The organism is Mesorhizobium sp. M1252, assembly GCF_040318265.1.
GTDB lineage: Bacteria > Pseudomonadota > Alphaproteobacteria > Rhizobiales > Rhizobiaceae > Mesorhizobium.
In genome coordinates this window covers 78,246-98,133 of sequence record NZ_JAMYLX010000018.1, presented here as the reverse complement: position 1 = coordinate 98,133, position 19,888 = coordinate 78,246, and the positions used below count along the sequence as shown (strand labels likewise).

Here is a 19,888-nt window from a genome sequence, read left to right as displayed (position 1 = left end):
ACGTTCCTGCAGCTTCTCCTTGTCGTAGTCCGACGTGGTCTCTTCGATCTGCTGCTTGATCTGGGCAACGCGGCCCTGGATCTCGGCCTTCTTGCCGGCGCCGTCGACGATGGTGGTGTTCTCCTTGGAGATCGACACCTTCTTGGCGCGGCCGAGCATGTTGAGGCCGACATTCTCGAGCTTGATGCCGAGGTCTTCCGAGATGACCTGGCCACCGGTCAGGATGGCGATGTCTTCCAGCATGGCCTTGCGGCGATCACCGAAGCCCGGCGCCTTGACGGCGGCGATCTTCAGGCCACCGCGCAGCTTGTTGACGACCAGCGTGGCCAGAGCCTCGCCTTCGACGTCTTCCGAGATGATGAGCAGCGGCTTGGAGGTCTGCACGACAGCTTCGAGAACCGGCAGCATGGCCTGGAGGTTGGACAGCTTCTTCTCGTGCAGGAGGATGTAGACGTCCTCGAGCTCGGCAACCATCTTGTCGGCGTTGGTGACGAAGTAGGGCGAGAGATAGCCGCGGTCGAACTGCATGCCTTCGACGACTTCCAGCTCGGTCTCGGCGGTCTTGGCTTCCTCAACCGTGATGACGCCTTCATTGCCGACCTTCTGCATCGCTTCGGCGATCATGGCGCCGACCGACTCGTCGCCATTGGCCGAGATCGTGCCGACCTGGGCAACTTCCTCGGAGGTCTTGATCTTCTTGGCAGCCTTGCCGAGAGCCGCGACGACTTCGGTCACGGCCAGGTCGATGCCGCGCTTCAGATCCATCGGGTTCATGCCGGCGGCAACGGCCTTGTGGCCTTCCTGGACGATCGACTGCGCCAGAACGGTCGCGGTCGTGGTGCCGTCGCCGGCGATGTCGTTGGTCTTCGAAGCAACTTCGCGGACCATCTGCGCGCCCATGTTTTCGAACTTGTCTTCAAGCTCGATTTCCTTGGCGACGGTGACGCCGTCCTTGGTGATGCGCGGTGCGCCGAACGACTTGTCGATGACGACGTTGCGGCCCTTGGGGCCGAGCGTGACCTTCACTGCGTCGGCGAGGATGTTGACGCCGCGCAGCATGCGCTCGCGGGCGTCGCGGGAGAATTTTACGTCTTTAGCAGCCATTTTTTAGCTCCTGGCAGGGGGCTTGCGATCAAGCCCGAAATTAGTTGACGGTGAGGCCGATGATCAGCCGATGATGCCCATAATGTCGGATTCCTTCATGATCAGAAGGTCTTCGCCATTGAGCTTGACTTCGGTGCCCGACCACTTGCCGAACAGGATGCGGTCGCCGGCCTTGACGTCCAGCGGGACCAGCTTGCCGGCTTCGTCGCGAGCGCCGGAGCCGACGGCGATGATCTCGCCTTCCTGCGGCTTTTCCTTTGCCGTATCCGGGATGATGATCCCGCCGGCGGTCTTGGATTCGGATTCGACCCGGCGTACGACCACGCGGTCATGAAGCGGGCGGAACTTCGACTTTGCCATTTTTTCTTCCTCGAATGAGAACGGTGAGAGCTGTTCCTCGATCCGGCGGTGCCGGATGTGCGTTAGCACTCGCCTGGGGAGAGTGCTAACGTGCGCTGAAATAAGCGCGTGGCTTTCGAGAGTCAAGGCGAACGGTGAGCACAATTGTGCCAATTGGAGCCGTGCCGCGATCCGACGGCAGACCCTACCGGCGCCGCGGCGATTTAAGCACCAGAAGCGGACAGCGTTCAGCCAGCCCATAGGTCCCTGTCGGCGCGAGGCGGACACTGTCAAAAAACCGGCTCGCCTCTTCGACCAGCGTCGCCGCCGGGGCGAAACTGTAGACAGTCTGCGAATTCGCATAGACATCGATGGTGCCGATGACCGGCATCTCCCATCCGGTCGTCGCGGCAAGGGCCTCCCGGTCGGCAAACAGCGCATCGAAGGCGTCGAGGATCGCCCGCACCGGAATGGCGCGGTCGGGATCGCCGCCGGCACAAGCCATGGCAATGCGCCATTTGAGTTCGTGGAAGGTCGCGACACCACCGGACAGCGTCAGCGCCCGGACCTCCTGCAGATCCTCCGGCACCTGAGGGCTTGCATAGGCGCGCAATGCAGCCCGCCCATCGGACTTCAGCACACGCGCGATCTCGGCAAGCAGCGCCTGCCGTGCAACCGAGGAGTCCAGCGCCGACAGGCAGCCGTCGCCGATCACCGCCCCGGCGCTTTCGTCGCCCAGCGGCAACTCCAGCCAGTTGCCGATCACCGCCTTGCGTGAGGCGGTATCGCCCGGCCAGATGCCCGATATCATGGCAGTGGACTCGTCGATCGCGAGCATGGTCCTTCCGAGGGCGGCAAGCTCCGGCGTGACCCCGAGCAGCACCACATCGACTGATTGCAGGCTAAGTTCGCGCTCATAGGCGGCGACAGCTTCCGGGGGCGGACACAGCGGCGACCCGAGAAGCCGCCAATGACGGCGAATTGCGTCCCAATGCTCAGTCATGCGGAACGGTTTGGGGAAAGGCTGGACATATTTCCTTCCAGGCTGTTGGTTGCCTTGCGAGTTACCTCATGCAGGAAAGGCCATGGCCCGCATTGCCGTCATAACGCATGAATTTGACCGCTTCCAGAGCCGGCGGGGCCTCCTGCTGCGCCAGGACAGCCCCTACATGCTGTTCGACGTCCTGGCGGAGCTGAAACGGCGCGGTCACTCCGTGCAGATCATGCGTGGACCCTCGGCAAGTCATAACGCCGATATTGCCGTCCTGCATGTCGACGCGACAGTGACGCCATCGGACTATGTCGACTACGCGCGCGGATTTCCGATTTGTCTCAATCTTGGTGCAACCGACATTTCCAAGCGCCGCATCAGCGGTGCGATCCTCGAGGAGGGTGCCAACTGGAGCGGCCAGGTCATCGTCAAGAGCAACCTCAATCATTGGGGGACGCCCGAGGAGCAGCTCAACCGAAAATCCGTTCGCGCCGGCAAGGCAGTGCCTTTCCCGGGCGCGCAGACCTTCGACCGTTATCAGGTGCATGCCTCGCTGGCCGATGTGGCGCCGGAGATTTTCAGGCGTGCCGACCTGATCGTGGAAAAATTCATTCCCGAAATCGAGCCCGACGGGTTTGCGGCGCGGTTCTGGATATTCTGCGGCGATCGGGAGCGCTGCACCCGCTATGTCTCGCCGCAGCGCCTGGTCAAGGGCGACGACACCGTCCGCCGGCAGCCGGTTGCGGTTCCCGACGAACTGCGCGCCTTGCGTCGGAAGCTGGGCTTCGACTATGGCAAATTCGACTTTGTCGTGCATGAGGGCAGGGCCGTGCTGCTCGATGCCAACAAGACCCCAGGTCGCGCCAGGAACCTGTCGAAGATTGTTGCCGCCGGCACAGCCAACCTGGCCGACGGCTTCGAAAACCTCATCCACCAGACCGGACGGGGTCGAATCGGGCGCTAGAGAAACAGTCCCAACTGCGTATGGATGATCGACCGGTAGTCCTCGATGGTGTGGCGGCTTTCCTCCTGGTTCTGGGTCAGCGCCATGCGCACGACGCTGCCGGCCAGCTGGAAGATCAGGAAAACCATACGGCCGAACTCATTGCGTCGCTCTGGCGCGAGAAAGGGGCCGACATGGTCGCAGAACATCGTCGCCTGGCGCCGGGTTTCGGCGATGTCGAGATTCTTCAGCGCCTTGTCAGCCTGGATGGCGTTTTGCAGGTCCTGAATGGCGGGGTCGCCGGCGACGCGCTCATAGTAGTCGTCGAGCAGCCGGTCGGCCGCAGCGATAACGTCGCTCAGCCCGCCGACCTCGGCAACGATCGCGGCAAGCCGGGCGCGGCTCACTTCGGAGAATCGCTCGTAGAGCATCGCCAGGATCGCCGACTTGTTGGGGAAGTAATGATAGACGGTGGCGATCGGCCCGCCGGCCTGTGCGCCGACTTCCTTCATGGTGACGGCGTCGATGCCTTTCTCGCCGATCAGCCGCATGGTCGTCGACAGGATGGCGTCGATGCGCTCGCGGCTGCGCTCCTGTTTGGGCCTGCGCCTCGGTTCGGTCGTCATCTGCACTGCTTCGTTCATGCCGCCATCCTCTCGATCGCCCAGACCATTCGATCGCCAAGACCATCCCCAGCCTTGTTGGTGCCAAGTCCCGCTACTGATTGACAAACGAATATGATCGAGTATCAGTTTCTAAATGCTGACAGACTGTCAGTTTTTTTGCCGTCAGGCAAGGACGTTGGGAGGCGACCGTGACTTCTGCTGGTAACGCGGATGCCGGGAACGGCGACTGGCTGGTCGGCAACCCCACTGGGGCGCAACTCGCCTCGGCATTGTGGATCGGCTCGGTCGGGCTGCTCATTCTCGGGCTGCAGCCGGTGCTTCTCGGCGCGCTCTACACCGAAGGGCATGTCAGCGGTGACGAACTCGCGCTGGTCGCCACGGCGGAGATGATCGCCATCGGCATCGGATCGGCGGCCATCGCCATGATGCTGTCCGCCCACAATATGCGCTTGAAAAGTGCCGTCCTTCTGCTCTTGCTGGCGCTGGCGAACGGGGCGACCGCCTATGCGCTGACCTCGACCTCGCTGATTGCCGCCCGCGCGGTGGCAGGCCTCGCCGAGGGTGGGCTGGTGGCGGTCGCCACGGAACTGATCGCCCGTTCACGCCGGGCCGAGCGCATCGGCGGCTTCTTCGTCACCCTTCAGACCCTGGCGCAATGCGCCCTTGCCCTGCTGCTGGCGCTTTACGTCATCCCGGCCGCCGGATCGGCGGGCGGCTTCATCGTTCTTGCCGTCGTCTGCATCGCCTCGGTGGCCGTCGCCTTCATCGTCCCGGATAGCTATGCCGACCTGCCCAAGGAGGAACAGTTCAGCAATGTGCTGACCGTTCCTTCGCTTGCCGCTTTGCTGTGCGTCTTCTGCTACTTTATGTTCTTCGGCTCGGTCTGGGCGTTTCTCGAGCCGCTTGGCGCACAATACGGCATCGATGGCCGCAGCGTCGGCCTGATCGTCTCGGCCAGCCTGGCATTGCAGGTGCTGGGCGCAATGACGGCTACCGTCTTCGAGGCGCGTATCGACTACCGCTTCGCCATCGTGGCGATCGGCGTGGTCGCCGTCGCCAGTTCCGTGGTGCTCGCCGGCAGCCCCGGCCTGACGGTTTTCTGGGTCGCGGCCTTGATCATGGGCTTCATCCTTCTGTTCATCGTGCCCTATCAGATCCGGCTGGCGATCACCGCCGACGAGACGCGCACGGCCGTGCTTCTTGTGCCGGCGGCCCAGCTTTTCGGTCTGGCGATCGGCCCGGTCGCGGCATCGCTGCTGATCGACGGCAAGGATTTTCGGCCGGTGCCGGAATTTGCCGCCGCCAGTGCTGCGGCCAGCGTTGTGCTGCTCGGCCTGTTCGTCCTGATCGCACGGCGCCGCCGCGCCATCGCCTGAGACACGACCGGGGGAGCATCTCCTCGATACTTGACTAAGTCAAATAAATGACCGATCGTTGATGGGCAGGAGGCTTCCCATGACGATCCATCATCAACCCGGCAAGGAACGCATCGACGCGGTGCGGGCTTTCAACCGCTTCTACACCCGCCAGATAGGTCTGCTCGACGAAGGCCTGCTGAAAAGCGCCTTCTCGCTGACCGAGGCGCGGGTGCTCTACGAACTGGCGCATCGCGATGGCCTGACCGCCAGCGATCTCATCCGCGATCTCGGCCTCGACGCCGGTTATGTCAGCCGGCTCCTGAAGAAGTTCGAGCACCTGCAGCTGATTGCGCGCGCGCCGCTGGCGTCGGATGCGCGGCAGTCGTCGATCACGCTGACGCCGGTGGGGCGGCAGGCCTTCGCGCCGCTGAACCGGGCTTCGCACGACCAGGTCGCGGCCTTGCTGGAGCGGCTTCCTGCTGCCGAACAGGACCGGCTGGTCAAGGCCATGCAGACGGTGCAGCAACTCCTGGGCGACAGCCCGGAGTCCAAAGTGCCGTATATGCTGCGCCCCTTGCAGGTCGGCGACATCGGCTGGGTGGTGCGCCGCCAAGGACAGATCTACGCACAGGACTATGGCTGGGACGAAACCTACGAGGCGCTGGTCGCCGAAATCCTCGGCGCCTTCGTAAAATCCTTCGATCCAGAATGGGAACGCAGCTGGATTGCCGAACGGCAAGGGGAGGTGGTCGGCTCGGTCTTCGTCGTGCGCAAATCCGACGCGGTGGCGAAGCTGCGCCTGCTCTATGTCGAACCATCGGCGCGCGGCCTCGGCATCGGCAAGCGGCTGGTTCAGGAGTGCATCGGCTTTGCTCGTGCCAAGGGCTACACGACGCTGACCCTATGGACCAACGACATCCTGACCGCCGCCCGCCACATCTACGAGAGTGCCGGCTTCAGGCTGGTGGACGAAGAGCGCCATCACGCCTTCGGCAAGGATCTGGTCGGCCAGAACTGGAACCTGGAGCTGTAGCGCCTTTTCACCGGAAGAAGGCAAGATCGCGCGCAAACGCTCTCACACTCTAACCGGAATCCATATCTCCAGCCCGCCATTGCCACTGCGCGGATCGAACTCCGGGCCGTAGCGTTCGAATTCGGGGCCGTCGGCTATATCGTGCCCCGAGGCCGGCAGCCATTTGTTCCAGATCGTGTTGACGGTGCGGCGGATCGTGGAGATGTGCTCGGCATGGGTGAACACGGCGTATTTCTGCGCCGGCACGCGCACCCGGGAAAGCTCCTTCGGCAGGTCGGAGAAATCCAGCACTTCGACGCCGGCGATGTAATCGAAATTGCCGGCATCGTCGCCGTTGACGCAGACGCCATAGGCGACGTCGCCGGTCTCGCCCGGAATGTTGCCGATATAGGGACCGAAACGCTGCCACTGCATCGGAATGGCAGCGCTGGTCTCGCAGCTGTAGCGTTCACCGAGCCCGGCAATGAGGAAGGGGCGGCCGGTCTCGAAGCGCGACGGCGGCAGTGAGGCGAGGAAGGACTGGTCCATCAGGATCGGCTCCACGAGGTCGAGATTGCTGAGGCTGCCCTGCGCGCGCACCAGTTCCGGCGTCGTGCCGAACTGGTCGCGGAAGGCACGGGTGAAGGCTTCGTGCGAGGCGTAACCGGCATCGAGCGCGACCGCGAGGATGTCGGGCGCGCCGGAGGCCAGCTTGCGCGCCGCTTCGGTCAGCCGGCGCGCGCGCATATAGCCCATCACCGAACGGCCGGTGGCGGCGCCAAAGGCGCGCGTCACATGAAAGCGCGAGACGCCGCTGCTTTGCGCGACATCTTCAAGCGAGATCGCTTCCGGCAGATGGCTCTCGACAAACCACAGCGCTTTCTCGGTCGGGTTCATAGGTCTCCTCGCATTTGGCGGCACATTTTGTCGGCTTTTTGCGAGGCCAGTTTGATCGAAATTGCGCCTGTCGTAAAATCGAAGGGCGCTGGTCGACTGTGGCAGGTCACCATCGTGGAAAGCCGTTGCTGGGCGGCCTCGGCCTGGCTCGCTGGGACAATATCCGGGCGCGCTAGGTGCGGGCACCACCCTTGCCTATGCGCTGTGGAACCACCGCCGGCTCGATGCCTTCGCCGCCGGCGAAATGCCGCCGAAAGCCTAGGTGTGCCGGTGGCGAGGACGCGCAAGACGACCTTTCTTCTCACGGCGTTCTCGACGGCAATTCACGTCTCGGTCGGGAGGTCATCCGCAACCGTTATTGACTGTGCCATGACCGCATCTGCATGGCTGCCATCCCTCTTTTTCGGCTCTGGTGCAATGCGGCGCCTTGAATGGTAAGCACGCTTATAATATATACCGCTCATGGTTTCCGACGGCATAGATAGATTGGGCTTTTTGATCCACGACGTGCAGCGCCTTATGCGCAAGCGCTTCGAGGCGCGCGCCAGCGGACTTGGCCTTTCCTCGGCACAATGGCGGCTTCTGGTTCGCGTTGCCAAGGAGGCGGGCGTCGCCCAGGCTCGCCTCGCCGAACTTCTCGAAATCGAGCCGATCAGCGTTTCACGCCTCGTCGACCGGATGGAGGAGGGCGGCTGGATCGAGCGGCGCTCCGACGCAACTGACCGGCGCGTGCGCATGATCTTCCCGACAGCCAAGGCGAACGCGGCCTATGCCGAGGTCAAAAGCCTTGCTGGCGAAGTTTATGAGGAATCGCTGGTCGGCGTTTCGCCGGACGACCGCCGCGTCCTTATCCGGGCGCTGGACACCATCGTGCAAAACCTGGCGGACGGCGAGACGTCGTCCTTGAAGAGTACGGAAGGGGCAGCAGCATGAACGCGGCAGCCAAACTAGACGAGAATGTTACCAAGATCGAGACGCCGGCACAGCCGGCTGCCGAAGCGCCGGCACAGCCTGCTGCCGAAGCGCCTGCACAGCCGGCCGCAGCACCTGTCGCGGTGGCTCCCCCGGTTCAACCCGCTCCGACTCCGGTCAAGAAGCGCCGCATCGGCCGCTTGCTGCTGATGGTTGCCCTGCCAGCCGCGCTGGCCATTGGTGGCGGTTATGTCTGGGTGACCGGCGGCCGCTATCAGGAAACCGAGAACGCCAATTTGCAGCAGGCCAAGGTGTCGATCGCCTCGGACACCGCCGGCCGCATCGTTCAGGTCGGCATCTCGGACAATCAGCAGGTCAAGCAGGGCGATGTGCTGTTTGCCATCGACCCCGAGCCCTACCGGATCGCGTTGGCGCAGGCCGACGCGGCGGTCGCAGTCGCACGCGTCGGTATCGAACAGCTGCGCGCCGCCTACAGCCAGGCGCTGGCGCAGGAAAAGTCCGATGCCAGCCAGGTCGACTACGCGCAGTCGCAGTATGACCGCGCCGCCGACCTTGCCCAGAAGGGCATCAACGCCAAATCGTCGCTGGACGAGGCCAAGAACGATCTCGACAAGGCCAGGCAGCAACTGGCCGTTGCCGAGCAAGGCATCATCAGCGCCAAGGCGGCTCTCGCCGGCAATCCCGATATCGAGACCGACAAGCATCCGACGGTGATGGCCGCACTCGCCGCGCGCGACAAGGCCGCCTACGATCTGGCGCAGACCACGGTCAAGGCGCCGGCCGACGGCGTCATCAGCCAGGCCTCCTCGTTCAAGATCGGCCAGTATGTCGGTTCCGGCACGCCGCTGTTTGCGCTGGTCGAGACCGGCGACACCTGGATCGATGCCAATTTCAAGGAAACCCAGCTTACCCACATGAAGCCTGGCCAGAAGGCCGAGATCGTCGTCGACACCTATCCGGGCAGAACTTTCGAGGCCACCGTCAAGGCGATCGGCGCCGGCACTGGCGCGGAGTTTTCGCTGCTGCCGGCTCAAAACGCCACCGGCAACTGGGTCAAGGTCACCCAGCGCATTCCGGTGCGCCTGGAGCTGACCGATGCCGACGCCAAAATGGCGCTGCGCACCGGCATGAGCGCCTCGGTTACGGTGGATACCGGCGTGGCACGCGGGTTCCCCGCTATCTTCGGCCACGCCACCGCAGGCGAAGCACAATAGACTGTGAATGGACCGTGATCTCGAAAAGCAGGATCACGGCCCGGCAGAACGCCCGCCGCAGGCGAGGTGAAGTTGAGATGACAGGATCGGTCCGACGGCAGGTTGAACGAGGGGTGGATTGGACCGGGCCGCATTGCGGGCTGCCCAGAACCTGGACCATCTCGGCGCCCATCCTTCGGACCTTGGATTTCCGGGCGGCAAGCGCCTGATGTGTCGAGACCTTCGATCGATGTAACCCCCCACATCGATAGATCGCGTCCCACCGCGATGAGGGTCTCTTCACCAGAGAAGGCCTCGCCGCCCGGAAACCTAATGTACACGTTTTTGTTACCTGTCGGAAGTTCCGCATCATGACCACACCAGAACCTTTCAAGGAAGTGCCGCATCGCGGCCTGATCACTGTGGCGCTGATGCTGGCGACGGTCATGCAGGCGCTCGACACCACGATCGCCAATGTCGCGCTGCCGACCATGACCGGCGACCTCGGCGCGTCGCCCGACAACATCAACTGGGTGTTGACCTCCTACATCGTTGCCGCCGCGATCATGACGCCGGTGACCGGCTGGCTGGCCGACCGCTTCGGCCGCAAGGAACTGTTCCTGGCGGCGGTTGTCGGCTTCACCGTGTTCTCGATGCTGTGCGGCATTGCCTGGAGCCTGGAGAGCATTGTGTTCTTCCGGCTGATGCAGGGCGTGTTCGGCGCAGCCATCGTGCCGCTGTCGCAGACCTTCCTGCTCGACATCAACCCCAGGGAACGCCACGGCCAGGCGATGGCCATCTGGGGCGCCGGCATCATGCTGGGGCCGATCCTGGGTCCGACGCTGGGCGGTTGGCTGACCGAGAATTTCAACTGGCGCTGGGTGTTCTTCATCAATTTGCCGGTCGGCATCATCGCCTTCCTCGGCATGGCAGCCTATTTGCCGGTCATTGCCCGGCGGATACGCAGCTTCGATTTCTTCGGTTTCGCCATGATTTCGCTCGGCGTCGGCGCACTGCAGCTGCTGCTCGACCGCGGCGGCGAGGTCGACTGGTTTTCCTCGGTCGAAATCTGGATCGAGCTTGCTCTTTCGATCACCGGCTTCTGGGTGTTCATCATCCACACACTGACGGCGGAACGTCCTTTCATCGACCCCAAGATCTTCCTCGACCGCAATTTCGTCACCGGTCTGGCCTTCATCTTCGTCATGGGCGTGCTGATCCTGGCCTCGATGTCGCTGCTGCCGCCGATGCTGTCGACCATCTTCGGCTATCCGACCGTGACCATCGGCGTCGTCCTGGGGCCGCGCGGTGTCGGCACGATGATTTCGATGCTTGTCGTTGGACGGCTCATGAGCAGGATCGACGCCCGCATCCTCGTCGTCATCGGCTTTCTGCTCACCGCGCAGTCGCTCTACACCATGTCCTCCTTCACGCCGCAGATGGACAATTGGCTGATCCTCAGCTCCGGCGTCATCCAGGGCCTGGGCATGGGCATGGTGTTCGTGCCGCTGTCCACGGTGGCCTTCGCCACGCTCGACGTGCGCTTCCGCACCGACGCCACGGCCCTGTTCAGCCTGGTTCGAAATCTCGGTTCGTCGATCGGCGTGTCGGTGGTGACGGTTCTCATGGTGCGCAACACGCAGGTCAATCACACCGAACTGTCGGCTTTCATCAACCCGTTCAACCCCAATTTGTGGGCGGCCTCGCCGGCGGCAGCAGGCGGCGATCCGACGGCACTTTCGCAGGTGGACCGCATGGTCAACATCCAGGCGATGATGATCTCCTACGTCAACGACTTCAAACTGCTGATGGTGATGACGCTGGTTGCCATTCCGTTTGTCTTCCTGCTGCGCAAGCCGAAGACCGCTCCGGCCGGCGCGGCCGCTCCTGCCGCGCATATGGATTGAGGCGGGCGCCGGTAGCGCTGGCAGCAAGCTGGTTGCCCCTGATGATTTGTTGCTCGGATGATCGTCAAAACCCGCGTGTGCAAAAAAATATCGATAATGAGCCGTTGGAAGTTGATTTGGAATAACATTTGCACCTTTGGTATCTGGTTGCTGACGCCTCCAATTCCGTTACAGTTCATCTTGAATTAGCACATCTGTAACATTGTCAGTCGACTTTCGTCTGGCACGACAGAGGCCCTTTCTTGTTTCAGGTGCCAAACCGGAGGAGGTCTGTTTGGTCACGAAGTCATCCAGAAGATCCGTCGGGGCGCGCGGGCCGGTGGGCGTAGCCGCATTGGCAAGACTGGCTGACGTTTCCTACGATACGCTCGAGGGAGAACTTCGCACGACCATTGCGGGTCTCGAAGGGCAGACCCTGCGTTTCGAGACTGCGATCGAGAATATTTCGCAAGGCATCTGCTTTTTCGATGCCGATGAACGGCTGATCCTGAGCAACCGGCGCTATGCGGAAATCTACCGCATTGCGCCCGAGGAATTGCGGCCTGGCGTGACACTGAGCGAAATCGTCGAACGCCGCGTCGCCGCCGGGACGGCGGAGACGGCGGCCGACACCTATCTCGCAACGGCTCGCTCGATCAATTCGGGCAAGGCTTCGCGGCTCTGGACCGCCAAACTTGTCGATGGTCGCACAATCCAGATCCGTAACCAGCCCATGCCCGATGGCAGTTGGATCGCCACGCATGAGGACATCACTGAACTCCTCGCCAATCGGCAGATCGTCGACGAGCGCATTTCGCTGCAGGCGCTGATCGACTGGGTGCCCGATTATCTCTGGGTCAAGGATACGCAAAGCCGTTTCGTCGTGGTCAACAGCGCCCTTGCGACCGATAGCGGCCGCAACAAGACCAGCGACATGATCGGTTTGACCGATTTTGATCTCCACCCCCCGGAAGTTGCGCGGAAATTTCGCCTGGTCGAGCAGCGCCTGCTCAAGAGCGGACAACCAGTGATCGACGCGGAAGAGTTTGTCGTCGATGCGTCGGGGAACGGCAAATGGCTTTCGTCGACGAAGGTGCCGTTGCGCAATCGCCAAAATGAAATCTTCGGCCTGGTTGGCATCGCCCACGACATTACCGCCCGCAAGCAGGCGGATGTCCTTCGCAGCGGGCAGGCGCAGATCCTCGAAATGATTGCCACGAGCGCGCCGCTGGAGGACGTGCTCGACCGCCTCATGCGCTTCGTCGAGGCTCAGTTGAAGGGGATATTCGGTTCCGTCCTGCTGCTCGACAAGGACGGCATTCATTTGCGTCACGGTGCGGCGCCGGGCCTGGCGAAAGCCTATACGAGCGCCATCGATGGGGCGGCCATCGGTCCCAAGGTGGGATCCTGCGGAACCGCCATCTACCGGCGGGAACCGGTCATTGTTACCGATATTCTGCAGGATCCGCTTTGGGACGATTACCGCGAACTGGCGGCAGCCCATGGCTATCGTTCGTGCTGGTCAACCCCGATCCTGTCGCATCGGGGCGTCGTGTTGGGCGCCTTTGCCATGTATTCGATGACCGTGCGCGAACCCACCCATGCCGAGACCCGCCTGATCGAATTCACCACACACATTGCCGGCATCGCGATCGAGCGCAAATTGGCGGAAGACCAGATCCACTTCATGGCCAACCATGATGCGCTGACCGGCCTGCCCAATCGCGCTTTGCTGGAGGATCGGCTTTCCCAGGCGGTCCTCTACGCGCAGCGATACAATCGCTGGATGACGGTGGTGTTCATCGATCTCGACAATTTCAAACTGGTGAACGATACGTTTGGCCACAATGCCGGCGACGAACTCCTCAAGACCGTCGCCAGCCGTTTGGTTGGATGCGTGAAGGCCACCGACACCGTCGTGCGGCTTGGCGGCGACGAATTTGTCATCGTCCTGTTCGACCAAACCACCAATGTCGATGTGGTCTCGGAAACCCTGCAGACGATCAGGGATGCGATCGCGGAACCGGTTCTTGTCGGAGAGCATCGGCTGAGAACGACGGCCAGCATCGGCATCGCAAATTACCCGAAGGACGGGACCAGCCCGGATACGCTGTTGGCCAATGCCGACGCCGCCATGTATCGCGCCAAGGAATTCGGCCGCGACAATTTCCAGTTCTATGCCCCGGAGTTCAACTCAACGGCACATGAAAAATTCCTGCTTCAGGAGGAATTGCGAAACGCGCTCGCCCGGTCGGAATTCGCTCTGCACTATCAGCCACAGGTGGATCTGCGATCGGGGCAGGTTTTCGCCGTCGAAGCGCTGGTGCGCTGGAACCACCCAACGCGAGGCCTGGTTTCGCCGGCGATGTTCATCCCGACCGCCGAGGAGACCGGGCTGATCGTGCCGCTCGGCGACTGGATCCTGCACGAAGCCTGCCGGCAGAACAAAGCCTGGCAGCGCGCCGGTCTGTCGCCCGTAACCGTCTGCGTCAACGTGTCGGCGCGGCAGTTCCGGGAGAAGAACCTGATCGACCGCGTCGTCAACGCATTGAAGGAAAGCGGCCTGGAGGCGAGGTATCTCGAGCTCGAAGTGACGGAAAGCCTGATCATGCAGGATTTCGAGCTGGCGGTCGCAACGATGAACGGACTGCAAAAGCTCGGCGTGCAGATATCGATCGACGATTTCGGAACAGGCTATTCCAGTCTCAGCGCCCTCAAGACGTTTCCGGTGGCGCGGCTGAAGATCGACAAGTCCTTCATCAACGATCTCGCGACCGACGAGAACGATCAGGCGGTCACTGGCGCCGTGATTTCCCTGGGGCAGAAGTTGAACCTTCGGGTGCTGGCCGAAGGTGTCGAAACGGAAGACCAGGTCGCCTTCCTGCGCAAGAACAATTGTGACGAGGTGCAGGGCAATTATTTCAGCGAACCCCTGTCGGCTGGGGATATCGGCGAGCTGCTCGCGAAAGGCTGACGGCTGGCTCGCGCCGTAACCGCTGGCTGCTATTTTCCGAGCACCAGGCTCCAGTAGCGGATGGCGCTGTCGCGTCCGTCGCGTACATAGGCGAGGCCGAAGCGGCTGAAATCCGGATCGAGCATGTTGCGGCGGTGGCCAGCCGAATGCATCCATATGTCGAACAGTTTCTGCTGGTCGAAGCGGCCCTCGGCGATGTTCTCGGCGGCGGCGCCCCGCACGCCATTGTCCTTCATCCGCGACGCGAAATCCTTTCCCCAGCCCGTCGTGTGGCTCATGCGTTCGCGTGAGGCCATATAGCCGGCCTGCTGCCGAGCGGCCTGCTCGAGCTGGGCGTCCGGCACCAGCGCCGGCAGTCCGGCCGAAGCTCGGATGCCGGCCAGCGTCGCGGTGGCCGAGGACGACACACCGGCGCCTTCGCCGGTCGGCACCGAGACCGTGCTGCAAGCAGCGAGGCCGGCCATGGCTGCAAGGCCGATCAGCAGCAGGCGCCTGTTTGGTTTTGGACTTGCTGCGCCAGAGCGGGTTTGCGCGAGCGGGTGATTGGTGGTGCAGATCATTGTCATGCCTGCCTGACTTAGCGGCGATCATGGCTTTTGCCGGGCAGGGCTGCGAAAATCTCAATCGCTGGCCTCCGTGCAGGTTCGGCCGGCCGATTCGAATGGGAAGGTCGGCGGCCGATGTAGTCTCGGCGCGCTGCGTCGATCAGCGTTGCGCGTCGGTCGCCATTTTAAGCGCCAGCCCAGCAAGCACCGTGCCCATCATCCAGCGCTGGATGACCATCCATAGCGGCCGTCCGGCAAGAAAGGTGGCGATCGAACCGGCCGTTACCGCGATGATGGCATTGACGGTCAGGCTGATCGAGATCTGCGTGGCGCCGAGCACCAGAAGCTGCGACAGCACATGGCCCTTGCCCAGCGAGATGAACTGCGGCAGCAGCGACAGATAAAGCACCGCCACCTTGGGGTTGAGGAGATTGGTCATCAGGCCCATCGCGAACAGCTTGCGCGGCCTGTCCTTCGGCAGTTCGCGCACCTGGAATGGTGAGCGCCCGCCGGGCCGCACTGCTTGCCAGGCGAGCCATAGCAGATAGAGCGCGCCGGCAATGCGCAGTGCGTAATAGGCAAACGGCACGGCAAGCAGCAGCGCGGTGATGCCCAGCGCAGCCGATACGACATAGAACAGAAAGCCGGCCGCCACGCCGCCGAGCGAGATCAGCCCGGCCTTGGGGCCTTGCGACAGCGAGCGCGAGATCAGGTAGATCATGTTCGGCCCGGGCGTCAGCACCATGCCCAGGCAGACCAGCGCGAAGGCTAGATGGTTGGCGGTTTCGGGCACGGGCAATCTCCGGGAAGCGGTGACGATACCGAGCACGCGTTTTGACTCACCGCAAGAGCATGATGGCCGGAGACTTTGCGCCAGCGTCGAAAATTGGCGAAAGCGGCGAAGCCGCCAATTTCCCCCGCAAGGGGGAAGATCAGCAGCTTCAACCCTCAGCTCACCACGCGCAGGTTCGAGAGCTCGTTGGCGATTTCCTTGAAATTGTCGGACAGCGTGGCGCCGGTCGCGTTCCAGAACAGTTTTGCAGGCTTGCTCGGGTCGGTCGGATCCTTGCGGAAGCGCGAGTCCGACGAGCACGTCTTCAGTGCCTCCATCGCGCTCTTGTCGCCGGCGTCGGTCGTCGACATATCGAGCGCCACCGTCATCACCATGATGTTGGCCGCCTTGGCGTTGTTGCACAGCGTCGCCATCTGCTCGTTGAGCGCGGCGGTGTAGTTGCTCGACGAATAGTTGAGCTGGCCGATGGCGCTCGACGTGCCGCCGAACAGGCGGGTGACCGCAGTGCCGTTGTAGCCAACGCCGGTATAGCCATAGCCGGCATAGGTCGACTTGTTGCCGGCGGGGTCGGAACTCACCGTCGAATAGGTGTTCTCGCCGTCGGTGAGCACGATGACCACCTTGTCATTGCCTCGTTCCGTCTCAGGACGTCCTCCTGTGAAAGGCTCCGTGCTGGAGACGGTGCGCCAGCCCCAGGCCATGCCTTCCGGCACATTGGTGTTGCCGTTGGGCGCCATCAGGTCGATTGCTGCCTTGATCTTGGTCAGCCCGGCGGCGTTGGCGACGTCGGTCAGCGGTGTGATCGGCGTGGTGGTGCAGCTGTAATTCGGACCTGCACCCGTCCCCAGCACCGGAGCATTGATCGGCCGTGGCTGGAAATACTTGGCCATGTTGGACTGCCTGGTCTTGCCGGTGGTGCTCGCCGGATCGTCGTTCCACCAGCTGTTGGCTGCGCCATAGGTCTTGGGGGCCACCTCGTCGGGGTCCTGCGTTATGTACCAATGATTGCCCGGCTCGTCCGGCGCGAACATCGGCACGAACATGGTCGCGGGATCGCCGACGCCGGTGCCGGTGTTGTTCGGTCCGCCGGAGGCCGGCGCGTCGGTGACATTATAGGGGTAGGGACGGACCTCGACGCAGCCCTGCCAGCTGGCGAACGGTCCGTATGTGTCGTTGTAGTCGTATTCGTTGTGGCTGTCCGAGCATGTATGATTGGCACGATATTTGTCGCAGACCACGCGTTTGCTGCCGACGATGCGCTCGTGGCTGGTGACCACTTTCATGTCGCGGTAGAGCGAGAAGCGGGTCAGCATCTGCCCCTCCTGCTCACCCCAGCCAGTGCCTTTCTTGTACCAGATGCCGCCGATCTTCTGGGCATATTTGTCGGCTGCGTTAAGGGTGGACCAGGCGAAATTCTCATTGTGGATGGGCGACAGCCCGTAGGCGTCGATCCACGACGCGTTGTCGTTGCTGGCGCCGACATTGACCGAGGCGGCGAACGGCACAAGGCTGAACTGGACCGGCTTGTCGATCTGCTTGATCATCGCGGCCTGCAAGGCAAGCGTGTCGACGAGCTGCTTGGCGGCTTGCTTGAGAAGGTCGATGCGCTTTTGGCCGGCACCCGTGCCCGTGTTCGACATCGACCCCGAATTGTCGAGCACCATGGCCACTTCCAGCGTGTTCTTCAGCCGGACTTGCGAACACACGGAGTAGGTGACGTTTTCCGACGTCCTGCCGATCAGCATCGCCGCTGCCGGCAGGAAATAGGGCTTGTAGACCAGGCTGGCGCACAGCTTGACGATGCCGCCGCCGGTCGTGCTGCTGGGCAGCGTAACGCTGAGCGTCGTGTCGGCGGGATCGACGTCGTTGAGGTTTGCCTTGAAGAAGTCGAGCGCATAGGCCCGCAACTGGTCGTCGGTGGCGCCTTCCACCAGCCGGCGCGCGGTGGCGAAGTTGGCGGCGTCGAGCGCGTTGACCACCCTCTGCTTCTCGCTGACCACGCCGGTGTAGTCGACGGCCATGGCCACGCCGCCCATCAGTGGCACCATCGCCACAACGGTCATCAGAGCGTAATTGCCGCGGCGGTCACGCCAGAAGTCACGCCGGAATGTGCGCCAGAGTTCACGCATGTGATGTAAGCGGCCCCGCCTGCGGATTCTTCAATGCCGCCACAGTTTCACAAAACGTTGAAGGACGGGTTTGGGAAACTGCTCGATTGCGCGGATAGCGCTTCACCAGGCGCTAACCAAATGCGCCAGCTGCCGAACGCAAAACGCCCCGCCGAGGCGGAGCGCCTTGTTCGAAAGATCGCGCCGATCAGCTGACGATGCGCAGGTTCGACAGTTCGTCGGCGATTTCCTTGAAACTTTGCGACAAGGTGGCGCCGGTCGCGTTCCAGTACAGCTTCGCCGGTTTGCTCGGGTCGGTCGGATCCTTGCGGAAGCGCGAATCCGAGGAGCATTTCTTGAGCGCATCTATGGCAGTCTTTTCCGCCGGCTTGGAACTAACAAGGTCGAGCGAGACGGTCATCAAGAGAATGTTCGAATTCTTCGCATTGGCGCAAAGGGTTTGCATCTGCTCGTCAAGCGCGGCCGTGTAGTTGGTCGCCGTATAGGTTGTCTTGGCGACGGTCGTGTTGACGAACAGGCGGGTCGCAGGCTCCACTGGCTTCGGAAAATTAGGGCCGGTGTAGCCATAGGCGGCGTAGGTCGATCCATTCTTGGCGTAGTTGCTGGTCATGTCGTTGCTGGGGCCGATGCTATAGGTGTTTGCGCCGTCGGTCAGGACGATGACCACTTTGTCGTTGCCTCTTTCGGTGTTCGGCCGGCCTTGCGTAAAAGGCTCGTTGCTCGACACCGTCCGCCAGCCCCAGGCCAGCCCTTCCGGCACGTTGGTGTTGCCCGTCGGGGCCATGGCATTGATGGCATCCGTCAGGATTTTCTTGCCATCGGTGGTGGTTATGTCCTGCAACGGCGTGATCGCGGCGGTCGTGCATGCCGAATTGGGTCCATCATCGGCCGCAGCGGCTGCTGCGTCCCAGGGCTTTGTCAGAAAATACTTGCGCATATCCGCCTGGCGTTTGGGGACAGTCAGCGTGTCGGAATAATCGATCCACCAATTGTTGGCGTAACCCCACGTCGATGTGCTGGTGCGAGTTGTGTCGGTCCAGAAATTGCCAGCTTCGTCCGGCGCGAACATCGGCACGAACATGGTGGCGGGCGTGCCAGTGGTCGGCGACGTGTCGTCGTCATTATAGGGATACGGCCTCGCCTCCACGCAGCCCTTCCAGGCTTCGTATTTGGCGACGACGGAGGTCTTGCAAGTGCCGTTCGAGTTTTTCTTCGTACAGGTCGTTGCCATCATGTCCTGATAGAGGGTGAAACGCGTCATCTCCTTGTCTTTGTCAGTGCCCCAGCCCGTGCCGCGCTGGTAGTAAACGCTGCCTACTTTTTCGATCCATTTGGTGGCATTTGCCGCCGCTGTCATCGTCGACCAATCGAAGTTCTGATGATGGATCGGGGAAATGCCGGTCGTGTCCAGCCACGTCGGCAATGGAGCCGGGGGGATCGGAGCGCCGACATTGACCGACGCAGAAAACGGGACCAGCGAGAACTGCACCGGCTTGGTCACCTGCTTCATTTGTGCGGCCTGGAGCGCCATTGTATTGACAAGCTCGGTCGCGGCCTTCTTGAGCAAATCTATTCGCGGCTGGCCGGTGCCGGAGCCGTTGATGCTCATAGAGCCGGAATTGTCGAGCACGAGAGACACTTCCAGCGTGTTTTTGAGGCGGATCTCCGAGCATGCCGATGTTGTGACGTCGGCGGCGGTTCTTCCGATCATCATGGCCGCTGCCGGCAGGAAATAGGGGTGGTACGTCAATTCGGCGCACAGCTTCAGCGTGCCACCACCTGCGTTGTTGTTGGGAAGCGTCACCGTCAGGGCCGTATTGGCTGCTTTGACGCGGCCGAGATTGGCTTCGAAGAAATCCTTCGCATAGGCCTTGACTGCCGTGTCGGTCGCCCCGGTGACGATCTGCTGTGCCGTGGCAATCCCGGCGGCATCCAGCGCGTTCAGCATGTTCTGCTTTTGGCGCAAGAGATCGGTGTAGTCGATGGCAAGCGCCAGCGCGCCCATCAAGGGCACCATGGTGATCACTGTCATCAAGGCATAGTTGCCGCGTCTGTCGTTCAGAAATCTGCGGATCATGCCTTCAGCACCCCTGCCAGGACCCCAATATCGGTCCGAAGATGCCCACAAAATCGTTAAATTTCAGGTTGCTGAAATGCGTTCAACA

The 19,888-nt window shown here is 62.2% G+C and carries 16 protein-coding genes; 7 read left to right on the top strand and 9 right to left on the bottom strand.

The annotated features are described in order from the left end of the window. The 3 genes from groL to NKH22_RS27085 all read right to left on the bottom strand — a co-directional run. A partial coding sequence (gene groL / locus NKH22_RS27095) for a chaperonin GroEL (RefSeq protein WP_352723793.1) occupies positions 1–1,104 on the bottom strand: 1,104 nt, incomplete at its 3' end. A gap of 63 nt (positions 1,105–1,167) precedes the next feature. Continuing rightward, on the bottom strand, positions 1,168–1,464 hold the full coding sequence (groES, locus tag NKH22_RS27090; protein WP_006203049.1) for a co-chaperone GroES: 297 nt from the start codon (positions 1,462–1,464) through the stop codon (positions 1,168–1,170). Positions 1,465–1,648: 184 nt separating this feature from the next. Beyond that, on the bottom strand, positions 1,649–2,446 hold the full coding sequence (locus NKH22_RS27085) for a class I SAM-dependent methyltransferase (protein WP_023821185.1): 798 nt from the start codon (positions 2,444–2,446) through the stop codon (positions 1,649–1,651). 82 nt (positions 2,447–2,528) lie between these two features. Between NKH22_RS27085 and NKH22_RS27080 the strand changes: the two genes are divergently transcribed. After that, the gene (locus tag NKH22_RS27080) at positions 2,529–3,398 is read left to right on the top strand and encodes a hypothetical protein (protein ID WP_023715203.1); all 870 of its coding nucleotides are present in this window, start codon (positions 2,529–2,531) and stop codon (positions 3,396–3,398) included. Here NKH22_RS27080 and NKH22_RS27075 read toward each other — a convergent pair. Further along, complete coding sequence (locus NKH22_RS27075; RefSeq protein ID WP_023700644.1) at positions 3,395–4,021, bottom strand: TetR/AcrR family transcriptional regulator; 627 nt, start codon at positions 4,019–4,021, stop codon at positions 3,395–3,397. The genes NKH22_RS27080 and NKH22_RS27075 overlap by 4 nt on opposite strands. 170 nt (positions 4,022–4,191) lie before the next feature. On the opposite strand from NKH22_RS27075, the gene NKH22_RS27070 reads away from it, so the two are divergent. Further along, positions 4,192–5,379 carry an MFS transporter gene (locus NKH22_RS27070; RefSeq protein ID WP_023821184.1) on the top strand — a complete coding sequence of 396 codons (1,188 nt, stop codon included), beginning with the start codon at positions 4,192–4,194 and terminating at the stop codon, positions 5,377–5,379. A gap of 79 nt (positions 5,380–5,458) precedes the next feature. Then, positions 5,459–6,394, top strand: coding sequence for a bifunctional helix-turn-helix transcriptional regulator/GNAT family N-acetyltransferase (locus NKH22_RS27065; protein WP_023712754.1), 936 nt, complete (start codon positions 5,459–5,461; stop codon positions 6,392–6,394). Between the two features lie 42 nt (positions 6,395–6,436). On the opposite strand, the gene NKH22_RS27060 is transcribed toward NKH22_RS27065, so the two are convergent. After that, a complete protein-coding gene (locus NKH22_RS27060; RefSeq protein WP_352911730.1) occupies positions 6,437–7,270 on the bottom strand; it encodes an AraC family transcriptional regulator in 834 nt (277 codons plus the stop codon). Between the two features lie 462 nt (positions 7,271–7,732). Here NKH22_RS27060 and NKH22_RS27055 point away from each other — a divergent pair, with 462 nt between their 5' ends. The 4 genes from NKH22_RS27055 to NKH22_RS27040 all read left to right on the top strand — a co-directional run bounded on the left by NKH22_RS27055 (position 7,733) and on the right by NKH22_RS27040 (position 14,256). Continuing rightward, on the top strand, positions 7,733–8,203 hold the full coding sequence (locus tag NKH22_RS27055) for a MarR family winged helix-turn-helix transcriptional regulator (RefSeq protein WP_023705728.1): 471 nt from the start codon (positions 7,733–7,735) through the stop codon (positions 8,201–8,203). Then, positions 8,200–9,417, top strand: coding sequence for an HlyD family secretion protein (locus NKH22_RS27050; RefSeq protein WP_023821182.1), 1,218 nt, complete (start codon positions 8,200–8,202; stop codon positions 9,415–9,417). The genes NKH22_RS27055 and NKH22_RS27050 overlap by 4 nt, the downstream gene beginning before the upstream one ends. A 350-nt stretch (positions 9,418–9,767) precedes the next feature. Then, complete coding sequence (locus NKH22_RS27045; RefSeq protein WP_023694754.1) at positions 9,768–11,303, top strand: DHA2 family efflux MFS transporter permease subunit; 1,536 nt, start codon at positions 9,768–9,770, stop codon at positions 11,301–11,303. 334 nt (positions 11,304–11,637) lie between these two features. After that, positions 11,638–14,256, top strand: coding sequence for an EAL domain-containing protein (locus NKH22_RS27040; RefSeq protein ID WP_352911729.1), 2,619 nt, complete (start codon positions 11,638–11,640; stop codon positions 14,254–14,256). 29 nt (positions 14,257–14,285) lie between these two features. Here the strand turns inward: NKH22_RS27040 and NKH22_RS27035 are convergent, their stop codons facing one another. The 4 genes from NKH22_RS27035 to NKH22_RS27020 all read right to left on the bottom strand — a co-directional run bounded on the left by NKH22_RS27035 (position 14,286) and on the right by NKH22_RS27020 (position 19,800). Continuing rightward, entirely contained in the window at positions 14,286–14,816 is a 531-nt protein-coding gene (locus tag NKH22_RS27035) for a CAP domain-containing protein (RefSeq protein ID WP_023671529.1), read from the bottom strand. Positions 14,817–14,961: 145 nt separating this feature from the next. After that, entirely contained in the window at positions 14,962–15,594 is a 633-nt protein-coding gene (locus tag NKH22_RS27030; protein WP_023705731.1) for a LysE family translocator, read from the bottom strand. A gap of 155 nt (positions 15,595–15,749) precedes the next feature. Further along, a complete protein-coding gene (locus NKH22_RS27025; protein ID WP_023705732.1) occupies positions 15,750–17,723 on the bottom strand; it encodes a pilus assembly protein in 1,974 nt (657 codons plus the stop codon). 187 nt (positions 17,724–17,910) lie between these two features. Continuing rightward, positions 17,911–19,800 carry a pilus assembly protein gene (locus tag NKH22_RS27020; protein WP_023694757.1) on the bottom strand — a complete coding sequence of 630 codons (1,890 nt, stop codon included), beginning with the start codon at positions 19,798–19,800 and terminating at the stop codon, positions 17,911–17,913. Positions 19,801–19,888: the final 88 nt, after the last annotated feature.

Excerpts from the sequence above, each read along its gene's own strand:
- groES (WP_006203049.1), bottom strand. The coding sequence starts at position 1,464 with ATGGCAAAGTCGAAGTTCCGCCCGCTTCATGACCGCGTGGTCGTACGC.
- NKH22_RS27085 (WP_023821185.1), bottom strand. The coding sequence starts at position 2,446 with ATGACTGAGCATTGGGACGCAATTCGCCGTCATTGGCGGCTTCTCGGG.
- NKH22_RS27080 (WP_023715203.1), top strand. The coding sequence starts at position 2,529 with ATGGCCCGCATTGCCGTCATAACGCATGAATTTGACCGCTTCCAGAGC.
- NKH22_RS27075 (WP_023700644.1), bottom strand. The coding sequence starts at position 4,021 with ATGAACGAAGCAGTGCAGATGACGACCGAACCGAGGCGCAGGCCCAAA.
- NKH22_RS27065 (WP_023712754.1), top strand. The coding sequence starts at position 5,459 with ATGACGATCCATCATCAACCCGGCAAGGAACGCATCGACGCGGTGCGG.
- NKH22_RS27060 (WP_352911730.1), bottom strand. The coding sequence starts at position 7,270 with ATGAACCCGACCGAGAAAGCGCTGTGGTTTGTCGAGAGCCATCTGCCG.
- NKH22_RS27055 (WP_023705728.1), top strand. The coding sequence starts at position 7,733 with ATGGTTTCCGACGGCATAGATAGATTGGGCTTTTTGATCCACGACGTG.
- NKH22_RS27050 (WP_023821182.1), top strand. The coding sequence starts at position 8,200 with ATGAACGCGGCAGCCAAACTAGACGAGAATGTTACCAAGATCGAGACG.
- NKH22_RS27045 (WP_023694754.1), top strand. The coding sequence starts at position 9,768 with ATGACCACACCAGAACCTTTCAAGGAAGTGCCGCATCGCGGCCTGATC.
- NKH22_RS27035 (WP_023671529.1), bottom strand. The coding sequence starts at position 14,816 with ATGATCTGCACCACCAATCACCCGCTCGCGCAAACCCGCTCTGGCGCA.
- NKH22_RS27025 (WP_023705732.1), bottom strand. The coding sequence starts at position 17,723 with ATGCGTGAACTCTGGCGCACATTCCGGCGTGACTTCTGGCGTGACCGC.
- NKH22_RS27020 (WP_023694757.1), bottom strand. The coding sequence starts at position 19,800 with ATGATCCGCAGATTTCTGAACGACAGACGCGGCAACTATGCCTTGATG.